This is a genomic window from Pedobacter sp. 01N310 (assembly GCF_056399805.1).
In genome coordinates, this window is record NZ_JBFTSB010000001.1 from 353,716 (window position 1) to 377,770 (window position 24,055).

1 protein-coding gene is annotated in these 24,055 nt (G+C 42.4%); it reads left to right on the forward strand.

The window, feature by feature from the left end; all coding sequences use genetic code 11:
- Positions 1-24,051 (forward strand): Calx-beta domain-containing protein, encoded by a 24,051-nt coding sequence (locus AC1DNH_RS01260; protein ID WP_477625088.1) that lies wholly within the window; start codon positions 1-3, stop codon positions 24,049-24,051.
- Positions 24,052-24,055: the final 4 nt, after the last annotated feature.

Consider the following 24,055-nt stretch of genomic DNA (forward strand, 5'->3'; position numbering starts at 1 on the left):
ATGAATAAAAATTTACACTCTCTATCCCGCTATCTGCGTATTTTTTTGGGTAAGAAAATTAATTTAACGAAACATTTTAACTGCTGTTTTGGCCGCTGGCTGTTTTTTTTATTAGCCTTTATTCTTTTCAACTTTGGGACAGCGTTTGGACAGACTTATAAAACCCATTATATTGCTCCAGCATTTTGGCAGTATTGGTCTAGTGCTAATGAATTAGTAGTTACCACCAACACATTAAACACTACAGTTACAGTTAAAAAAAGTGATGGCACGCTTTTAACTACGCTTAGCCCAACGCCTACAGTACCTGCGGTTTATCGGTTTGTTGGAGATTATACTACTGTGCCTCTAAATGGTTTAAATACTGTACTTTCTGATAGGGGGATAATTGTTGATGGAACTAATCCCATTACGGTAAATGTTAGAAATGTTAGAACTGCCAGTACCCCACAGATAACTGGAGATGCCTCGCTATTTAGTTATGGTGATGCAGCCATAGGAACAGCCTTTAGGGTGGGCTATTACCGTGATGGTGATTTAAATGGATTGAGTGGTCAACAAGCTATAGACCTTGGGGCCACAGAAAAAAAACCTGTGTATAGCGTAATGGCTATAGAAAACAATACTACGGTTAAATTAAACGGTACTGCATTGGTTACTTTAAATAAGGGGCAAGGCTATTTGTTTAAAGCTGGAATGGGGTCTTTGGTAGAGAGTTCAGCAAAGGTAGTAATGAATGTTTCCTCTAATGCTGATGGTCCTATTGCTTGTTTGGATGGTGTTTATAACTCAATACCTCCTATTACATCGTTAGGTACCGATTATTTAGTGGTACGTAGTGGAGGAAATAACGTAGCTGAACAAACTACAATTATAGCAACTTTACCCAATACTACTGTTACTGTAACAAACTACAATTTAGCTGGGGCCTTGGTATCAACAGATTCTTATACACTTATTGCAGCAGGTAGTTTTGTAACCGTTGATAATGGTATTCGTGGAGGATCTACTGGAAGTGGACAAACAGGTGTTCAATATTCTACGTCAAAAATTTCGGCTACTAAAAACGTAGTGGCTTATAGTGGTGTTGCTGTTGGTTGCGAAGTTGATTTGTTAACTTTGGCCCCTATATCAGCCTGTGGCGGAAGTTTAATTGCGAAAACATACAAATATCGGGATCTTAATCTAGCCGACCTACAATATTTTGGCTATATCACTACTAAAAGTTCAACTGCTAAAATTTATATTACCACAACAGGAAGTGCAACTACAAATTATAACAATACAGATTTAGAAGCGATAGCTGGGGTTGGTATTAGGAGACAGATTGGTAGTAGTGGAATTTATATCATCGATTATACCAATGCAAATATACAATCGCCTGGGGCAATAACCTTTACTAGCGATGTTAGGATGAATGCTGCAATGGTACAGATTCAGGCAAGTCCTGGGGTTTCTATGGCCAATTTTATAACTCCAATGGCAGAACAGCCTATTACACCCATTTTAACACAACCTGATTGCGCTTCTGCTTCACTTTCTGTCGGTGCAGGTGCGGTAGCGCCTTTTCAATGGTATTTAAATGGTATTGCCATAGCAGGTGCAACAGGTAGTACGTTTACACCAACAGAATCTGGCTCTTATTCATTAACAACAACTTTAGAATGTGGCGTTTCGGCGCAATCTGTGCCCGTAACCGTGGCACTTTGTAATGTTGAAAGAAGTGTTACTAAAACCGTTGATGATGCAAAGCCACCTATTAACGGTACCGTTCGTTTTACGATTAGTGCATCAAATACTGGCGTAGGGACAGCTTTGGGGGTTTCTGTTACAGATTTATTGCCTTCAGGTTTTACCTTTATAAGCAGCGTTGCCTCAACAGGTACTTCTTATGACGGAACTACAGGATTATGGAACATTGGGTCGCTAGGGCCAAATGGTTCGGCAACCTTGGTGGTTACGGCAAAAGTAAATTCATCAGGTAATTACACAAATACAGCCACCATTACCGGCTCGCAAACCGATGGTAATACTGCAAACGATGCAAGTTCTGTAACCGTAGTTCCAGTTACCACAATTTCCCTAACTTCTTCTTCTACACCACCGAGTGATGCGCAAACGGTATGTATAAACACAGCCATTACCAATATCACTTATGCCATTGGTGGAACAGCTACAGGTGCAAATGTTACTGGCTTACCTGCGGGAGTTACATCGAGTTATAACAGTAGTACAAGGGTATTAACTATTTCAGGAACACCAACTGCAATTACTGCGGGGCCAATAGATTATGTGGTAACCTCAACAGGGGGGAGCCCAAATGTATCAGCTTCTGGATCAATTCAAGTAAATGGATTGGTAGCAAAGCCAGTATTTGCCGCTGGTGCAACTTCGAGCAGATGCCAGGGTGCGGGATCCCAGTTTTATACCGCAACAGCAACAAATGCAACTGGGATTACCTACATGATCAGTACAGCAAAAAATCAAGCCGTAATCGATGCAGTTACTGGAGAGGTAACCTTTTCAGCATTATTTTCCGGAACGGCCGTAGTAAGGGCTACCGCTGCAGGATGTACTCCTCAATGGACTGAGCATACCATTACTGTTACCTCAACTGGTACTATTGCAGGTACGGCAAGTGTTTGTAGCGGAAATAATGGTGCATTAACCTTAAGTGGAACAACAGCAACGGTGGTAAGATGGGAATATTCAACAGATGGAGGAACAAATTGGATTACTTATTCGCCAGCAACTACAACAACCACATTAAATTATACAAATTTAAATGTAACAACTACTTATAGGGCAATTGTAACTGGTGGCGGATGTGCAGCAGCTGCATCTTCTCCATTCATGGTGAGTGTAACACAAAAACCAGTTATTGCAAACCAAAATTATAATCTCTGTGTATCTGGCTCTTTCAATTTTGCGCCAGTTGAAGCACCAGCCGGTACAACTTATACCTGGTCTGCTCCTGTTACTAGCGGAGGCACTGTAACGGGTGCTACTAGCGGAACAAATGCCGCATCTGTTGTCCAAACCTTAACCAATACAGGAACAACTACAGCTACGGTTGTGTACACCGTTACGCCAACTAATGCAGGCTGTAGTGGTACTACATTTACTATAACAGCAGTTATAGGACCAAATATTTCTGCATCAGCTGGTAACCCGGCAACGCTTTGTAATAACGGGACATTCTCTGTTAATCCAACATCTAGTAATGCAAATTTAAAATATACCTGGACAGCCAGCTTAATCAGCGGCAGTAACCTTACCGGATTTAGCGATGCTACTACGGCCGTTAGTGGTCCAATTAGCCAGGCTTTGGTGAACAACTCTGCTACCGGTGCAACAGTTCGGTATACTGTAACTCCGGTTTTAGACAATTGCAGCGGCAACACATTTACATTTGATGTTACTGTACAGAGTGCGGTTACGCCTGGAACTATTGCGGCTAACCAAACCATTTGTGCCAATACTACCCCAACACCCATTAGTTCTACAGCCAATGGTACAGGGGCGGGCACAATAACTTATACTTGGGAAAATTCTACTAATGGCACTACATGGAATACAATTGCAAGTGCAACATCGGCAACTTATGCACCAGCAGCTTTAACCCAAACTACTCAATACCGCAGAACAACAGTATCTACCCTAAACGGAACAGTATGCCAATCGGCAACCACGAGTCCGGTTATCATTACTGTGGGGACAGCGAGTACAATCACTACCCAGCCAATCAATCAAAATGTTCGGGCTTTATCTAATGTTACTTTAAATGTAGCCACAACTGGAGGCACTGGTACAAGCCAATATCAATGGCAAGTAAGTACTGATAACGGAACTAGTTTTACCAATATTACTGATGGTAGTTTATACAGTGGAGCTACAACTAATTCCTTAACCATTACCGGAGTAAATGGTACAATAGAAGGTTATAAATATAGAGCGTTAATTACACAAACTGACAATGCCTGCGCCACTGTAATTTCAAATGTTGTTAATCTTAACATAGATTCTGACAGGGATGGTGTTCCTGATAACATCGACCCAGATGATGATAATGATGGTATTCCAGATACAGTAGAAGGAACAAGTGATTTTGATCATGATGGCATTCCGAATTATCTGGATATAGATTCAGATAATGATGGTATCGTTGATGCAATAGAATCAAACGGAAATCCAAATAACGATCCTGATAAGGATGGGCGTTTTGGTACAGGAGCCTTTGTCGATACTGATGGTGATGGATTAGCTGATGCGGTTGATCCCAACAATGGAGGGACACCTTTAGTTATTCAGGACAAAGACAAAGATGGGAAGCCAAACTATCTGGATCTCGATTCTGATGGTGATGGAATACCTGATACCTATGAAGCCGCTTTTTATATTATAGATGGCGAAAATGATGGTATTATTGGAACCGGACCTATTATAGATGCTGATAAAGATGGCCTTTCAGATTTAAACGATCCAGATTTTGTGACCGTTAGCCCACTATTTAATCAAGATAGGGATTTCGATGGCCTTTCAAATTACTTGGATATTGATGCCGACAACGATGGAATTATAGATATTATTGAAGGTTTACCAACTACTTTATATGCTGCGCCTACTGGATCGGATACAGACGGGGATGGCATTGATGATGCCTATGATGTAAATAATGGTGGACTTATTTCTGGTTATTCTAACGTAGATGGAGGTAATGCACCCGATTACGTAGATACTGATGCCGAAAACGATGGATTTAGAGATTGGCTCGAAAATGCAGTAACTAGCCCATTAGAAGTTGATCTTAAAAACAATCAAACAGGTGCGTTAATACCTGATGAAATTATGGATCTATTACCTGATGCTGATGGCGATGGGTTAGCTGATATTTATGACAATGACAATGGAAATACCAATCCAATAGGTTACGCCACCAATGGAGGTCAAACACCGCTTTCAATGCCTGATGTTCAGGTACCGGGAGGAGAAAGAGATTGGAGAAGTTCATCAGATTATGATAAAGATGGCATTCCTGATGGAGCTGATCTGGATGATGATAACGATGGTATTTTAGATACTGTAGACGGCATGCTTGATACAGGTGGCAGAGATGGTTTACCGAACTATCATGACCTGGATTCGGATGGCGATGGTATTCCAGATGTAATCGAAGCTGGTGGCTCAGATTCAGATAATAATGGTTTGCCAGGAATCGGTTTAATCGGCTCCACTAATGTAGATGCCAATGGAGTTCCTTTGGCTGCAAACGGAGGCTATACTCCACCAGACAAAGACGGTGATGGTACCCCTAATTTCCTGGATCCTGATTCGGATAATGATGGTATTAATGATGTAATAGAAAACGGTGGACCTGATGTAGATGGTGATGGAAAAGTGGGGACAGGTTTAGTTAATGATTTTGATAATGACGGTATTGTTGATATTGTCGATGATTATAATAATACTACGGGTACTTTAGCTGGCGATCCTTCAGGTACTCCGATAACGGTTAAAGATAACGACGGTGATGGTATTCCGAATTACCTTGATCTAGATTCTGATGGTGACGGTATTAAAGATTCGGTAGAAGGGGTAACAGATATAGATGGCGATGGTATTCCGAATTTCTTAGACCTTGATTCTGATGGAGACGGTATTCCTGATAATATCGAAGCACAGAGTACCGCCGGCTATGTTACACCTTCAGGCGTTGATGCCAATAATGATGGTTTAGATGATGCTTACGGACCTAATGGAATTTCAGTTGTAAATACAGATGGTGCAGACCAACCAGATTACATGGATTTAGATTCAGATAATGATGGCGACAGCGATACCATAGAGGCGTACGATACCGATAATAATGGTATTGCTAATATAGTGGCGTTGGGTACTGATGCAGATAAAGATGGTTTGGATGATGCTTTTGATAATAACGATACTGCATATAATTCAACAAATGGCCAAACGCCTACCTCATTCCCTAACTTAGATACTCCGGCAACAACAGAAAGAGATTGGAGAGAGGATTATAATATTGCACCAATTGCAACTGTTCCAACTTCAATTTCGATAATTGAGGATACGCCAAATGCAGTAAGTGGAATCAGCTTTGCCGATGCCGATGCCGGCAATCTGAACGTTGTAGTTACATGGAGCGTTCCATCCGGACAGGGAACTTTAACCGCCATTAGCGAAGCGGGCATAGCCATTGCTGGAACGGGTACTAATGCAATAACGATTACAGGAAGCATAAGTGCAATTAATAGTTTTATTGCAGCCAATAAAGTAACCTATGCGCCTTTTGCAAACGCAAATGGCAATGTTACCTTAACTGTAAATATTAACGATCAAGGTAATACAGGCGGGCCAGCGTTAAGCGATACAAAAACGGTAACATTAAGTATTCAGCCGGTCAACGATATTCCTTCAGTAGCCAATGTTGCTAAAAATGGAACTGAAGATATCAATGTTGTTTTTACAACAACAGATTTTACCAGTCAATTTACAGATGTAGATGGCACATTAGCTAAAATACAGGTGTTAACTTTACCTCCAGCTGCACAAGGAATACTTAAATTGAATGGGGTAGATGTGGCCGTTGGACAGGAGATTACAGCAGCAGATTTAGTCAATCTTATTTTTGTGCCTGCGCCTAACTTTAACGGTAGTGTATCATTTAGTTATAATGGTAGCGATGGAACTGATTATGCAAATGCGCCAGCAATTGTGAACATTAATATCACCGCCGTTAACGATAATCCGGTAATTACTGCGGTATCGAAAGCTGGGGCGGAAGATATAACATTAACCTTTGCAGTAAGCGATTTTACCAGTAATTTCACAGATGCTGATGGAGACCCATTAGCCAAAATTCAAGTTGTATCGCTGCCTCCTGCTACTCAGGGAGTGTTGAAACTTAACGGAACTAATATTGTTGCCGGGCAAGAAATAGCAGTGGCAGATTTGGCGAACATTACATTTGTTCCTGCGGCGAACTTTAATGGTTCAGTTACCTTTAAATGGAACGGAAGCGATGGTACAGCATATGCAACTGCACAAAATGATGTAAACATTATTATTGCGCCGGTTAATGATGTACCAACTATTACCAATATTAATTTAACTACTGTAGAAGATGTTAACCTGTCATTTACGTTAGCAAACTTTACCAGCAATTTTAGTGACCTGGAAGGAGATGCCTTATCAAAAATACAGGTGTCAAATCTTCCTCCAAATGTACAGGGTACACTATTGCTAAATGGTTCTGTAGTATCTTCTGGCCAGGAAATATTGGTGTCCGAAATTTCTAATCTGGTTTTTATTCCGGCACTAAACTTTAATGGAAATGTTAGTTTTAACTGGGCCGGAAACGATGGTACATCATACTCAGCAATTGGTAGTGTTAATATATTGGTTACCCCGGTAAATGATCAGCCAGTTGTTGATGATTTTGGTAAAACAGGAGATGAAGATGCAGTTATCCCTTTTACTCTAACAGATTTTACCGATCGTTTTACCGATGTGGAAAACGATGTCTTAACAAAAATTCAGATCGTAAGCCTTCCTGCTAATGGTCTACTTAAATTAAATGGGGTAGACATTACTACAGGACAGGAAATAAATAGGGCCGATTTAGATAAAATAACATTCGTACCTAATGCCAATTTTAATGGTTCGTCTAGTTTCAACTGGAATGGTTCTGATGGAACAGCTTACGCCAATGCTATTAAAAATGTCAACATTACAATAAATCCAATAAACGACGCACCTTCATTTGTAAAAGGAGCAGATCAGCTGGTGAATGCGGCCGCTGGTGCGCAAACCGTAAATAATTGGGCTACAGCTATAGCGGCTGGTCCGGCTGATGAAGTTGCAAACCAAACGGTCAACTTTGTAGTGAGTAATAACAGTGGCACCTCGTTTACGGTACAACCTGCTATCGATGCCTCTGGAAACTTAACTTATACACCTTCAGGAAACTTTGCTGGCAAGGTTACTGTAACTGTAGTGTTAAGTGATAATGGAGGTACCGCAAATGGCGGTGTAGACCAAAGTGCAGCACAAACTTTTATCATTTCAATTAAACCTGTAGGACTAACAGACAACGCAAACACCTTGGTAAACACACCGGTTACTACCGATGTTAAAACCAATGATGGTGCAACAGCTACCAATACAACTGTATTAGCAGGGAATGGTGCACATGGTACAACCACAGTTGATGCAACCGGAAAAGTTACTTATACACCAAATGCAGGTTATACCGGAACGGATAGTTATACTTATACTTTAACAACAGCTGATGGGGTAGTGAGCGATCCGATTACGGTTAATGTGAGTATCTATCCAACTGTGGTATTATCAGGACCAACATCGGTTAATGAAAATGCAGGAGCGGTTAATTATACGGTTACCCTTACGGGAACAGCCGGAACAACCCTAGCATCGCCAGTAACTGTGGTTACCGGAATAACGCCAAATACCACAAATGCTGCAGATTATAACTTTAGCAGCTCGACCGTTACTTTCCCAGCGGGATCGGTTGTTGGGGCAGCAAGTGGTACCATCACTTTCCCTGTGGCCATAGTTGATGATAATATTCTTGAAAATACAGAAGATTATACAGTTTCTATAGGATCGATTACCGGTCCGGCATCTTTAGGCAATGCAAGTGTAAACACATCAATTGTTGATAACGATAACGCTTCTATTGCCATCAACAATATTTCGGTTGCTGAAAACATTACCGGCGGTTTAGCCACCTTCACGGTAACCTTAACAGGATCAGTACAGAACAGCTTCACGGTTAATTTTGCTACTGCCGATGGCACAGCAGTTCAACCGGGCGATTATACCACAACTACTGGAACGGTTACCTTCCCGGCAGGATCGGTAAGTGGCGCTACGCAAACTTTTACCATTCCGGTGATCAACGATAATATTACCGAAACTAGCGAAACTTTTACAGCGACACTTTCAGGAATAACCGGGCCAACAACCATTGCTACAGCAACCGGAACAGCCACCATTACCGATAACGATGCTGCAACGGTAAGTATTTCGGCAACACCAAACAGTTATGGCGAAGCTGCAGGAACGGCTACCTTTACGGTAACCTTAAGTAATGCCATTCAAGATGAATTTACAGTTGATTATAGCACTGTAGATGGCACTGCCACTGCAGGAGCAGATTATACTGCTAAAAACGGAACCATTACTTTCCCGGCCGGATCAGCTGCAGGAGCTACTCAAACCTTTACTGTTGCGATTACGAACGATAATCTGGTAGAGCTAAGCGAAACTTTCGCTGCAACATTAAGCAATGTAACAGGGAATCTGGTAACCATTGCTACCGGAACAGCCACTGCAACCATCACCGATAATGATAGCTCAATTGCAACCATTACGGCCGGAACCACAGGAAATGAAAACGGGCCTGTTAACGGAACATTCACGGTAAGCTTAAGTAATCCATCATCTACAGATACGGAAATTACGTATACTTTGGCTGGAACAGCAACAGAAGGAGCAGATTACGATACCATTGTAACCAAAACGATCACCATTCCTGCCGGACAAACTAGCGGAACAATTACCATACCTGTTAAAACAGATTTGGCTGTAGAAGGAACGGAAACGGTTATTGCCAGTCTCCTTGCTTCAAACAGTGCCTTGGTAAGCATTACTACAGCACCAGCTAGTAAAACGGCAAGTATTAATATTCTGGATAACAATACGGCAACAGTTAGCATTTCAACTAGTCCAACCAGTATTGATGAGGCTGCGGGAACAGCTACATTTACGGTAACTTTAAGTAGTGCCGTTCAAAGTGCATTTGATGTTACTTACGCTACCACAAATGGAACAGCAGTTGCTGGCCTGGATTATACTGCCACCAGCGGAACCTTAAATTTCCCTGCAAATTCTCCTGCGGGTGCTACTTTAACATTTACCGTTCCGATTAATAACGATAATTTAGTTGAACCGAGCGAAACTTTTAATGGAACCTTAACTGGTGTAACCGGCGGATTGGTAACCATCGGAACTGCAATTGCTCCGGTAACCATTACCGATAACGATACTTCTGTTGCTACCATTGCTGCAGGTGTAAACGGTAACGAAACGGGACCAATAAAAGGAACCTTTGTGGTAACCTTAAGCAATCCGGCATCAACCGATACACAACTTACTTATACTTTAGGTGGAACTGCAACCGAAGGAACCGACTACTCGACGATAGTAACCAAAACCATTACTATTCCTGCTGGTCAAACTACAGCAACCATTACCATCGATGTTCAGCCTGATGCTGTTACCGAAAATACAGAAACGGTAATTGCGACTTTAGCCACTTCGAACAGTGCGGTAACCGTAAATACAACGCCAGCAAGTATCAATATTATTGATGCCAATACGGCGAGTATTAGTATTTCGACTACGCCTACCATTAATGAAACAGCAGGCACCGCAACCTTTACAGTTACGCTGAACAATGCGGTTCAAAACCCGTTCAGTGTAAATTACAGTACAACCGATGGTACTGCTTTGGCAGGTTTAGATTACACCACTACAATCGGAACATTAAACTTCCCGACAAATGCTGCGGCAGGAAGTATATTAACTTTTACAGTTCCGATAAACAATGATAATATTGCCGAAGCATCCGAAACCTTTAGCGCTACACTGAGTGGAATTACTGGAGGTGTGGTTATTATCAGTAATGCTACGGCTACTGCGACCATTGTAGATAACGATGCGGCAACGGTAGCGATTACAGCAGGAACATCAGGAAATGAAAACGGACCTATAAACGGAACCTTTACGGTAAGCTTAAGTAATCCATCTTCAACTGATACTGAGATTACCTATACTTTAGGTGGTACGGCAACAGAAGGAAATGATTATACAACCATAAGCAAAACGATTATTATCCCGGCAGGGCAGACTACAGGAACCATCACCATTCCAGTTAGAACCGATTTATTGGTTGAAGGAGCAGAAACAGTGGTGGCAACCCTCGTATCTACAACCAGTGCATTGGTAAGTATTTCGCCAATCCCAGCTGATAAAACGGCAACAATTAATATTACCGATAATACAACGGCAACAATAACAGTAGCCGCCACGAATGATGGTGCAGAACCAGGTACGCCAGGTTTGTTTACCTTCACATTAAGTAATGCTGCTACAACTGATACACAGGTTACTTTTGCAGTAAGCGGAACAGCAAGCAACGGAACTGATTATACTTCGCTTGGTACAACGGTAACTATCCCGGCTGGACAAACCAGTAAAACCGTACAGGTGCTGGTGCAAGATGATACTTTTGTGGAGCCAACAGAAACCGTTATTTTAACCATGACGGCCGCAACTAACAACCCGGCCATTACAGCGGGTACCATTCCTGCAACCGTAAATATTGCCGATAACGATCAGGCAACTGTTGCAATCAACAGCATATCATTAGCAGAAAATGGAGGTAATGCAACATTTACAGTAACCTTAACTGGTAACGTTCAGGATGCATTTACGGTGAATTATACAACTGCAAATGGAACGGCATTAGCTGGTTCTGATTATACTGCCACAACAGGTAGTGTAACTTTTCCTGCCGGTTCTGTTAACGGCGCTACGCAGACTTTCAATATTCCGGTGATTAATGATGCCATTACCGAAAGTACCGAAACCTTTACGGTAACATTAAACAGCATAAGTGCCGGATCGGCAGTAACTATTCCTGCAGCAGGGGCAACCGGAACAGCCAGCATTATCGATGATGATGCAGCAAGTGTGGCCATTAACAGTGTTTCTGCTTTAGAAAACGTTGGCAACATGACCTTCACCGTAACATTGACCGGAAATATACAAGATGCCCTTTCAGTAAATTATGCAACTTCTAATGATACTGCAATTGCAGGAGCCGATTATATCGCTCAAACGGGAGTAGTTACTTTCCCTGCAGGATCGGTTTCAGGTGCAACACAAAGCATTCTTATTCCGATAACAAACGATAACATCACTGAAAACACTGAAAGGTTCAAAGTAACTTTAAGCGGAGCTACTGCTCCGGTTAGTATTTCACAGGCGGAAGGAATCGGAACCATTAATGATAATGATGTGGCTACGGTGAGTATTTCTGCCACGCCAGCCAGTATTGATGAAGCAGCAGGAACAGCTACCTATACCGTAACCTTAAGTAATGCGGTTCAGGCAGGTTTTACTGTCGATTATGCTACTTCGAACGGTACCGCTATTGCAGGCAACGATTATACTGCCGCAACAGGTACCCTAAACTTCCCTGCGGGATCGTTGGCAGGTGCAACTTTAACCTTTACCGTTCCGATTGCGAACGATAATATTGTTGAGCCTAACGAAACCATTAATGCCACCATCGGTAATGTAACAGGTGGTTTGGTAACCATTGCCACCAGTACGGCTACAGTTACTATTACTGATAACGATACTTCGGTAGCCACCATTACAGCAGGAACATCAGGAAACGAAAACGGACCGGTAAACGGAACCTTTACGGTAACATTAAGTAATCCATCGGCAACTGATACACAGCTTACTTATACCCTAAGTGGAACAGCAACTGAAGGAAGTGATTACAGTAATATTGTAACCAAAACAATCACTATCCCTGCAGGTCAAACCACTGGAACCATTACTATTCCGGTATTAACCGATGCACTGGTAGAAGGTATTGAAACTGCAGTGGCTACTTTAACCGCTAGTAATAATACTGCTGTTACGGTAAGCAATATCTCGGCAAGCATTAATATTATTGATAATACAACAGCCACGGTAATGGTTGCTGCAAGTGCCGATGGTGCCGAACCAACTGCGCCTGGTCAGTTTACGTTTACCTTAAGCAATGTATCAACAACAGATACCCAGATTACCTATTCGGTAGGCGGAACAGCAAATAGTGGAGCAGATTACACTTCGATAGGCACCACAGTAACCATCCCGGCCGGACAAACCACGGTTACGGTATCTGTACCAGTGTTGGAAGATAATATCGCAGAAGGTACCGAATCGGTAATCTTAACCATGACTGCTGCAACCAATAATGCTTCAATTACGGCAAGCACAGTACCTGCAACCGTAAATATTATCGATAATGATAGCTCAGTTGCAACAATTACGGCGGGTACAACAGGAAATGAAAACGGACCTGTGAACGGTACATTTACGGTAACCTTAAGTAATCCATCTTCAACAGATACGCAGATTACCTATACTTTAAATGGGACAGCAACCGAAGGCAGTGATTATACTGCAATCGTAACCAAAACCATTACCATTCCTGCGGGTTCAACTACTGGAACGATTACCATTCCAGTATTAAGCGATGCAGTAGTGGAAGGAACAGAAACCGTGATTGCTGCATTGGCAACATCAGGAAATCCATTGGTAACGGTAAGCAATACGCCTGCAAACATCAACATCCTTGATAATAATACAGCTACAGTAAGTATTTCGGCAACACCAAGCAGTATAAACGAAGCCGATGGAACAGCAACGTTCACGGTTACTTTAAGTGCGGCAGTTCAGAACGCATTTACAGTTGATTATGCTACCACCAATGGAACAGCAATAGCAGGTGTAGGCTTAGACTATACCACAACCAATGGAACATTAACTTTCCCTGCGGGATCTGCTGCCGGAGCAACTTTGACCTTTAGCGTTCCTGTCAACAACGATAACCTTGTTGAACCAAATGAAACTTTCAATGGAACAATAAGCAATGTTACCGGTGGATTGGTAACCATCGGAACTGCAATTGCTACAGTTACCATTACCGATAACGATACTTCGGTAGCTACCATAACAGCAGGTTTAAACGGCGATGAAACCGGTCCGGTAAACGGAACATTTACGGTAACTTTAAGTAATCCATCATCTACCGATACACAGCTTACCTATACTTTAGGCGGCACAGCCACCGAAGGAAGTGATTACTCGGCCATTGTGACCAAAACCATTACTATTCCTGCAGGTCAGACTGTAGGAACCATCACCATCCCTGTGTTAGTTGATGCCGTTAGCGAAAGTATTGAAACCGTTATAGCAATTTTGGCTAGCTCAAGCAATCCATCCGTAAGCATTAGTACAACAGCTGCATCGATCAATATCCTTGATGCCAATACAGCAAGTGTAAGTATTTCCACTACACCGACGGTTAACGAAGCTGATGGAACAGCAACCTTTACCGTAACCTTAAACAATGCGGTTCAAGATGCATTTACTGTTGATTATGCAACAACGGATGGAACTGCAATTGCAGGATCAGATTATAGCACTAAGGCCGGAACTTTAAGCTTCCCTGCAAATTCTGCAGCAGGTGCTACCTTAACCTTTACGGTTCCGATAAACGATGATAATATTGCTGAGCTGGCTGAAACTTTTAGCGCAGCATTAAGCAATATTACTGGTGGTGTGGTGTTAATCAGCAATGCTACAACAACTGCAACTATTGTTGATAATGATGTTTCAGAAGCCACTATTACCGCCGGGACATCAGGCGATGAGAATGGACCTGTAAACGGAACATTTACGGTGACTTTAAGTAATCCATCATCAGCGGATACACAGCTTACCTATACTTTAGCTGGAACTGCAACCGAAGGAAGCGATTACACCACCATAACAAAAACCATCATTATCCCAGCGGGACAAACTACAGCGACCATTACCATTCCGGTATTAACCGACGCAATAGTAGAAGGAACAGAAACTGTATTGGCTACATTAACTACCTCTGGAAACCCATTGGTAACAATAAACAATAGTCCTGCAAGCATTAATATTGCTGATCATACTACAGCAACGGTAAGTGTTGCGGCAACAACCGATGGGGCAGAGCCAACTACACCAGGTTTATTTACCTTTACCTTAAGTAATGTATCAACAACTGATACACAGATTACGTATAGTGTTGGTGGAACCGCCACAAGCGGAGTAGATTATACCGCAATCGGATTAACAGTAACTATCCCTGCCGGACAAACAACAGCAACAGTAAGTGTACCGGTATTGAACGATAACATTGCAGAAGGTACTGAAACGGTTATTTTGACTATGGCAGCTGCCACAAACAATGCTTCAATCACGGCTAGTACTACGCCTGCAACAGTTAATATTACAGATAATGATACTTCAGTGGCCTCCATTACTGCAGGCACACCAGGTAACGAAAACGGCCCTTCAAACGGAACCTTTACGGTTACACTAAGTAATCCATCTTCTCAACCAACTACCTTAACTTACACTTTAGTCGGAACAGCGACAGAAGGTAGCGATTACAGTACGGTGGTAACGAAAACGATTACCATTCCAGCTGGACAAACCACAGGAACGATAACCATCCCGGTATTAACCGATAATACTGTAGAGGGTACCGAAACCGTAATAGCAACTTTAACCAACTCGAGCAACCCATTGGTAACCATAAGTAATACGCCTGCAAGCATTAATATTATCGATAATACTACCGCTACCGTAACCGTAGCTGCTACAACGAATGGGGCAGAACCTGCAACACCAGGTTTGTTTACCTTTACCTTAAGTAATGTAGCTACTACTGATACACAAATTAGCTATACCGTAACCGGAACGGCTACAAGTACCAGCGATTATAGCTCAATCGGAACAACGGTAACCATCCCTGCCGGACAAACCATTACAACAGTAAGTGTACCGGTACTGGATGATAATATTGCAGAAGGCACGGAAACAGTTATTTTAACTATGGCTGCTGCAACCAATAATGCTTCAATTACAGCAAGTACAACGCCAGCTACAGTTAACATTATTGATAATGATAGTTCGGTTGCCACTATTGCTGCTGGAACAAATGGTGCTGAAAATGGTCCGGTGAATGGGACATTTGTAGTTACCTTAAGCAATCCATCATCACAGCCAACCACCATTACTTATACTTTTGCTGGTACAGCAACAGAGGGTAGCGATTATAGTCCGATTGTAACGCAAACGATCACTATCCCAGCCGGACAAACTACTGGTACTATTACTATCCCGGTATTAACCGATAATATTGTTGAAGGAACAGAAACCGTTGTGGTTAGCTTAACTAACTCTGGTAATCCGTTGGTAACGGTAAGCAATACACCTGCAAGTATCAATATCGCCGATAATACCACCGCAACAATAACGGTAACGGCTACTGCCAATGGTGCAGAGCCAACTACTGCAGGTCAGTTTACTTTTACCCTGAGTCATGTTTCTACAACAGATACAAAGATTACTTATTCGGTAAATGGAACTGCCACAAGCGGAACCGATTATAGCTCAATTGGTACAACGGTAACCATTCCGGCAGGACAAACAACTGCTACGGTGAGTGTGCCGGTATTGAATGATGACCTGGTAGAAGGAACCGAAACTGTGGTGTTAACCATGCTTGCCACAACAAACAATACTTCTATTACTGCAAGTACAACACCAGCAACGGTTAATATTACGGATAACGATACCGCGATTGCCACTATTACGGCAGGAACAAATGGTAATGAGAACGGTCCGCTAAATGGAACATTTACGGTAACCTTAAGTCATCCATCGGCAACCGATACACAGCTGACTTATACCGTAGGAGGAACAGCAACGGAAGGAATTGATTATACCACAATTGTGAAAACCATCACCATTCCAGCTGGTCAAACTACGGGAAGCATTACTATTCCGGTATTGGCAGATGCGGTAGTAGAAGGAGCAGAAACGGTTGTAGTTACTTTGGGTACTTCAAACAACCCATTGGTTAGTGTAAATAATAATCCTGCTAACATTAATATTCTCGATAACAATACCGCTACCATAAGCATTTCTAGCACACCAACAATAAATGAAGCGGCTGGAACGGCAACCTTTACGGTTACTTTAAGTACAGCAGTACAAAACTCATTCAGTGTTGATTATAAAACGGTAGATGGAACAGCTACAGCTGGTTTAGATTATACCGCTACTACAAGTACATTGATATTCCCTGCAAATTCGCCGGCAGGTGCAACATTAACGTTCACGGTTCCGATTAGTGATGATAATCTGGTTGAGCCATCAGAAACTTTGAGTGCTGTACTAAGCAATATTCAAGGTGGATTTGTAACCATAGGAACGTCAACAAGTAATGTTACCATTACAGATAACGATACTGCTGTGGCCAGCATTGCCCCAGGTACAAATGGTAGCGAAACTGGTCCGGTGAGCGGAACATTTATAGTAACCTTAAGTAATCCATCGGCTACCGATACACAGATTACCTATACTTTGGGCGGAACCGCAACAGAGGGAGCCGATTACACTAACATCGTAACCAAAACGATTACGATCCCTGCAGGTCAAACTACCGGAACAATCGGTATTCCTGTAATTGTTGATGCAGTAGCAGAAAGTACCGAAACGGTTATTGCTACCTTGGGTACGTCGAATAATCCTGCCATTACAATAAATACCACGCCCGCAAGCATCAATATTCTCGATGCCAATACAGCTAACGTAAGTATTTCGATCAACGCAGCCAGCATTGGCGAGGCAATTGGTACCGTTACTTTATCGGTTACCTTAAATATTGCAGTTCAAAATAGCTTTACTGTTGATTATAAAACAGCAAACGGAACAGCGCTATCTGGATTAGATTACACCTCAACCAGTGGAACCATAACCTTCCCGCCAAATTCGCCGGCAGGTACAGTGTTCAATGTAGTTATTCCGATAATTGATGATCACCTGATTGAAAATTCAGAATCGTTTACCGTTGGATTAAGTAATGTGGTTGGGGCAGAAGTTGCTATCGGTGCAAGTCCGGCAATTGTAAATATTGCGGATAATGATAGCGCGGTGGCAACCATCACTGCTGGTACCAATGCCAATGAAAATGGTCTTGTAAATGGAGTGTTTAATGTTACGCTAAGTAATCCATCAGCTACACCAACAACATTAACTTTCACCTTAAGCGGAACAGCAACAGAAAGTGCCGATTATGGTGCCGTTACCAAAACAATCATCATCCCTGCAGGTGCAACCACAGGAACCATTACTATTCCGGTAATGGCAGATGTATTGGCCGAAGGTACCGAAACGGTAATTGCGACCTTAACAGCTTCAAGCAATCCGGTAATTACGGTGAATAACACAACGGCAACAATTAATATCATTGATGAAGATGTGGCTAAAGTAAACCTATCAACCACTCCAATAATTAATGAAAACGCAGGTACAGCAACCTTTACTGTGACTTTAAGCAATGCCGTACAGAATGGCTTCAGCGTGAATTATGCTATTGCCAATGGTACCGCAACATCAGGTGCAGATTATACACCCACTAGTGGAACTTTAACTTTTCCTGCAAATTCAGTGGCAGGTGCAACATTAACGTTCACGGTTCCAATTAATGATGATAACATCGTTGAACCATCAGAAACATTAAGTGCCGCACTAAGCAATGTTACGGGTGGCGTAGTTACCCTTGGTACATCATCGGCAACTGTAACCATTACAGATAACGACACTTCAGTAGCAACCATCACAGCGGGTACAAATGGAAATGAAAACGGACCAGTAAACGGATCATATACCGTGACATTAAGTAATCCATCATCTACTGATACCCAGATTACTTTCACTGTTGGCGGAGCAGCTACCGAAGGCAACGATTATGCCGCGATTACCCGAACCATTACCATACCAGCTGGTCAAACTTTAGGAACAATAACGATCCCTGTGGTAACTGATTTAGTGGTAGAAGGAAATGAAACGGTGGTGATTACCTTAACAAATACCAATAATCCTTTGGTAACGGTAAACAATACGCCTGCAACCATTAATATTCTGGATAACAATTCGGTAGCTGCGAGTATCTCACTATTCCAAACCAATGTAGATGAAGCTTCAGGCACGGCAACCTTTACCGTAACCTTAAGCGGAGCAGTACAGGATGCATTTAGTGTTGATTATAATACGTCGAACGGAACAGCAGTTGCTGGCTTAGATTATGTTGCAACCAGCGGAACATTAACGTTCCCTGCAGGTTCTGCAGCAGGTTCGAGCTTAACCTTTACTGTGCCGGTTATTGATGATAATCTGGTAGAACCAAGCGAAACTTTCAACGGATTAATCAGTAATGTAACTGGTGGACTGGTAACCATTGCAGACGGTATTGCAACGGTAACCATTACCGATAACGACTCGTCTATGGCAAGTATTATGCCAGGTACTTCAGGAAACGAGAGTGGGCCAGTAAACGGAACATTTACAGTTACTTTGAGTAAACCAGCATCTACCGATACCCAGATTACATATACTTTAAGTGGAACAGCAACTGAAGGAAGTGATTACGCTTCAATTGTAACCAAAACCATCACCATTCCTGCTGGTCAAACCACTGGAATAATTACTATTCCAGTATCGGCCGATGCAATTGTTGAAGGATCCGAAACTGTTATTGCGACATTGACGAGCTCTGGAAATCCATTGGTAACAGTAAGCGGTACACCGGCAACCATTAACATTACAGATAATACAGATGCTATGGTAACAGTATCTGCAACAGCAGATGGAGCCGAGCCTGCTACATCAGGTCAGTTTACCTTTACGTTAAATCGTATATCGACCACCGATACCAAAATTACCTATGCGCTAAGTGGAACGGCGATCAGCGGAACCGATTATACAGCTATTGGTAATAGCGTAACTATTCCAGCCGGACAGACTACGGCAACTGTATCGGTACCGGTATTAAATGATAATATTGTGGAAGGAACGGAAACGGTTATCTTAACCATGAATGCCGCGACGAACAACGGTTCGATCATTGCCAGCACTATACCTGCAACAGTGAATATTACCGATAGTGGTTCTTCAATTGCTTCGATAACGCCAGGTACATCAGGAAATGAAAACGGACCGGTTAACGGAACATTTACAGTTACCTTGAATAATCCATCAGCTACCGATACACAGCTTACGTATAGCTTAACAGGAACAGCAACTGAAGGCAGCGATTATAGCACAATTGTAACCAAAACCATTACCATTCCTGCAGGTCAAACTACTGGAACGATTACCATTCCGGTATTAACCGATGCAATGGTGGAAGGTACTGAAACGGTTATTGCTAGATTGCTAACTTCTAGTAATCCTTTAATTACAATCAGTAATGTTCCGGCTAGTATTAATATTATTGATAACAATACGGCAACAGTAAGTATTTCAACTGATCCAATCATTAATGAGTCGGCAGGAACAGCCACGTTTACAGTAACACTAAGTGCTGCTGTTCAAAATGCATTTACGGTAGCTTACACTACTGGTGATGGAACTGCAACTGCAGGCTTCGATTATACCACAACCAGCGGAACGTTAACATTCCCTGCTGGTGCTGCTGCGGGCACAAGCCTAACGTTTACCGTTCCAATAAATGATGACAGTATTGTTGAACCGAACGAAACCTTTAGTGGTACAATTAATAATGTTTCAGGTGGATTGGTAACCATTGTTACGGGTACGGTAACCACTACCATTATTGATAACGATACTGCAGTGGCTACCATTACGGCAGGTATTGATGGTAACGAAAACGGCCCTGCAAACGGAACGTTCATCGTAATATTAAGTAAAGCATCCGCCACCGATACCCAGATTACTTATACTTTAGGAGGTACAGCAACCGAGGGCAGCGATTATACTGCGATTACCAAAACCATTATCATCCCTGCGGGTCAAACCACAGCGACCATTAGCATTCCGGTATTAACAGATGCGGTTGTTGAGGGTACTGAAACAGTTATAGCTACATTAACCAGCGCTGGAAACCCAGCAGTAAGTGTGAGCAATGTTGTAGCAACAATCAATATTGCCGATAACAATGATGCGAGTGTGAGTATCTCTACCAGTCCAACGGTTAACGAAGCGGCAGGTACTGCTACCTTTACCGTTACCTTAAATGCAGCTGTTCAAAATGCATTTACAGTTGATTATGCAACAAGCAACGGAACGGCAATAGCTGGTTTAGACTATACCACCACTAACGGAACATTAACATTCCCTGCAGGTGCTGCTGCCGGTGCTACCTTAACGTTTACCGTTCCAATTAACGATGATAATATTGTTGAAACGAACGAAACATTTAGCGCAAGCATTAGCAATATAACAGGTGGTTTGGTAACTATTGCTACAAATGCGGCAAGCACAACCATTATCGATAACGATGCTTCGATAGCAACAATTACCGCAGGTATAAACGGTAACGAAAGTGGGCCTGTAAATGGAACCTTCACTGTAACATTAAGTAAAGCATCAGCAACCGATACGCAGCTTACTTATACCTTAGGTGGCACAGCAACAGAAGGCAGCGACTACAGTCCGATTGTAACCAAAACGGTCACTATTCCTGCTGGTCAAATTACGGCAACCATTACGATTCCGGTATCAGCTGATGCAGTTGTAGAAGGAACAGAAACCGTAATTGGTACCTTAACCGTTTCGGGTAATCCTGCGGTAACGGTAAGCAATGCTCCTGCAACGATTAATATTCTGGATGGATCAAATACAACAGTTACAGTAAGCACAACAGCCGATGGAGCAGAACCTTCAACACCTGGTCAGTTTACCTTTACTTTAAGTAACGTATCAACAACCGATACGCAGATTACGTATACCGTAACAGGTACAGCAACAAGTGGTGCAGATTATACTTCAATAGGTACAACAGTAACCATACCTGCCGGACAAAAAACGGTAACAGTTCCTGTTCCTGTACTTAATGATAATCTTAACGAAGGAAATGAAACGGTAATTTTAACGATGAATGCAACAACAAATAATGCATTAATCACGGCAAGTACAATACCTGCTACTGTTAACATTAGAGATAACCGTGCACCTGTTGCAAGTGCACCTGCCATTACTACTCCTGAAGATACCCCGATTAACGGAACAATAACGGTTACCGATGCAGATGGTGATCCACTTACCTTAACGCTAAGCACGCCTCCTGCACATGGTACAGTTGTGGTAAATAAGGATGGTACATACACCTATACGCCAGCACCTAACTATAATGGTGCCGACACTTTCACCGTGACAGTAAGCGATGGTAAGGGTGGTACAACAACAGTAAACATTTCAGTAACTGTAACTCCGGTAAATGATGCACCAGTAGCAACTTCGCCAGCCATTACCACACCGCAAAATACAGCAGCCAGCGGAACAATAACCGCAAGCGATGTAGATGGCGACGCTTTAACTTTTACAGTAAGCACTCCGCCAGCACATGGTACAGTAGTGGTAAATACTGATGGTACTTATACTTATACACCAACTTCTGGTTATGTGGGTAACGATACTTTCACTGTAACTGTAAGCGATGGTAAAGGTGGTACTACTACCGTAACTATTCCGGTAACGGTAAGCTTGGTAGCAGCTCCAGCAATAAGTTTAACCAAAGCAGCTACCAATACGGTGAGCAAGGTTGGCGATGTAATTAATTACAACATTGTGGTAACCAATACAGGCAACGTAACCCTAACAAATGTGGCGGTTACAGATGTCGGTGCCGATGCAGGATCAATCATTCCGGTTAGCATAGCAAGTCTGGCACCAGGCGTAAGTGTTACGGTAACCGCAAGGCACACCATTACCTTAACCGAGGTAAATGCAGGTTCGTTTAGCAACCAGGCTTCGGCAACAGCACAAACGCCAAACGGTGGTACGTTGAATAAACCTAGATCAGACGATCCGGGTACGCCTGCTGCTGATGACGCTACCGTAACGTTAATTGCTCCGGCATCTACCATCACTCTGGTTAAAACAGGTACGCTAAGTACTGATGGAAATAGCATTACTTACAATTTCAGCGTTAAAAATACTGGAAATGTAACCCTGCACATCATCACTTTAGTGGACGCTAAACTTGGATTAAACAGGGTAATTCCTGGCACACTTGCTCCAGGCGCAACAGTAACTGATAGTTATGTTTACCAGTTAACACAAGCAGATAAAGATGCTGCAAGCGTAACCAACAGTGCAACCATTACTGGTCAAACACCGGCAAATGTTTCAGTTAGCGATATCTCTGGTACAGCTGAAAACAACAATACGGCAACTGTAACGCAGATTCCAGTGATGGGTGCTATAGCTTTGGTTAAAACAGCGGCATTTAGCGGTAATCAGGTAACCTATACGTTTACAATTAAGAACACAGGAACCAATACTTTAAATACCATTACTTTAACCGATGCTAAGCTTGGTTTAAACAACAAGGTGATCACAGTAACTGGTGGACTTGCTCCGGGAGCGACTACAACCGATGTTGAAGTATACACCTTAACTCAGGCCGATAAAGACCTGGGAACAGTAACCAATACCGCAACGGTAAATGCCAAAACACTTGGTGGTGTTAATGTAACCGATGTTTCAGGAACCTCCGAAAACAATAATGCTGCAACAGTTATTGCATTCCCTAAATCGCCAAAAGCGGTTGATGATGTTGGTGGTACAGTGGCAAATAAATCGGTTACCATTAATGTATTGGCAAATGATGATCCTGGAAATTCTACCCTTGATAAATTAACAGTAGAAGTTGTAGGCCGGCCTCAACATGGTAAAGTAACGGTAAACGCTGACGGTACGATTACCTACACACCTGATCCTGGTTACACCGGCGATGATACCTTTACTTATAGGGTGAAAGATGCCTATGGTTATTATACCAATGTGGCAGCGGTAACCTTAACGGCTAACTTCGCTGGCCTTACCATACCTAATCTGTTTACGCCAAACGGTGATGGTATAAATGATACCTTCGAAATCTTGGGCATTAACCAATACCCAGTTAACGAACTGCAGATTGTTAACCGTTGGGGCAATGAGGTATTCCGTGCCAAAGGTTACCAGAACAACTGGACAGGTGAGGGATTAAACGAAGGTACTTACTACTACTTATTGCGTGTTAAAAAAGCAGGAAGCGATCAGTACGAAGTGTTTAAAGGTTACATTACATTAATCAGAGCGTTTAAAAAATAAGATA

What these genes read in the sequence shown, in the direction of transcription:
- AC1DNH_RS01260 (WP_477625088.1), top strand. Translation starts at nt 1, where the DNA reads ATGAATAAAAATTTACACTCTCTATCCCGCTATCTGCGTATTTTTTTG.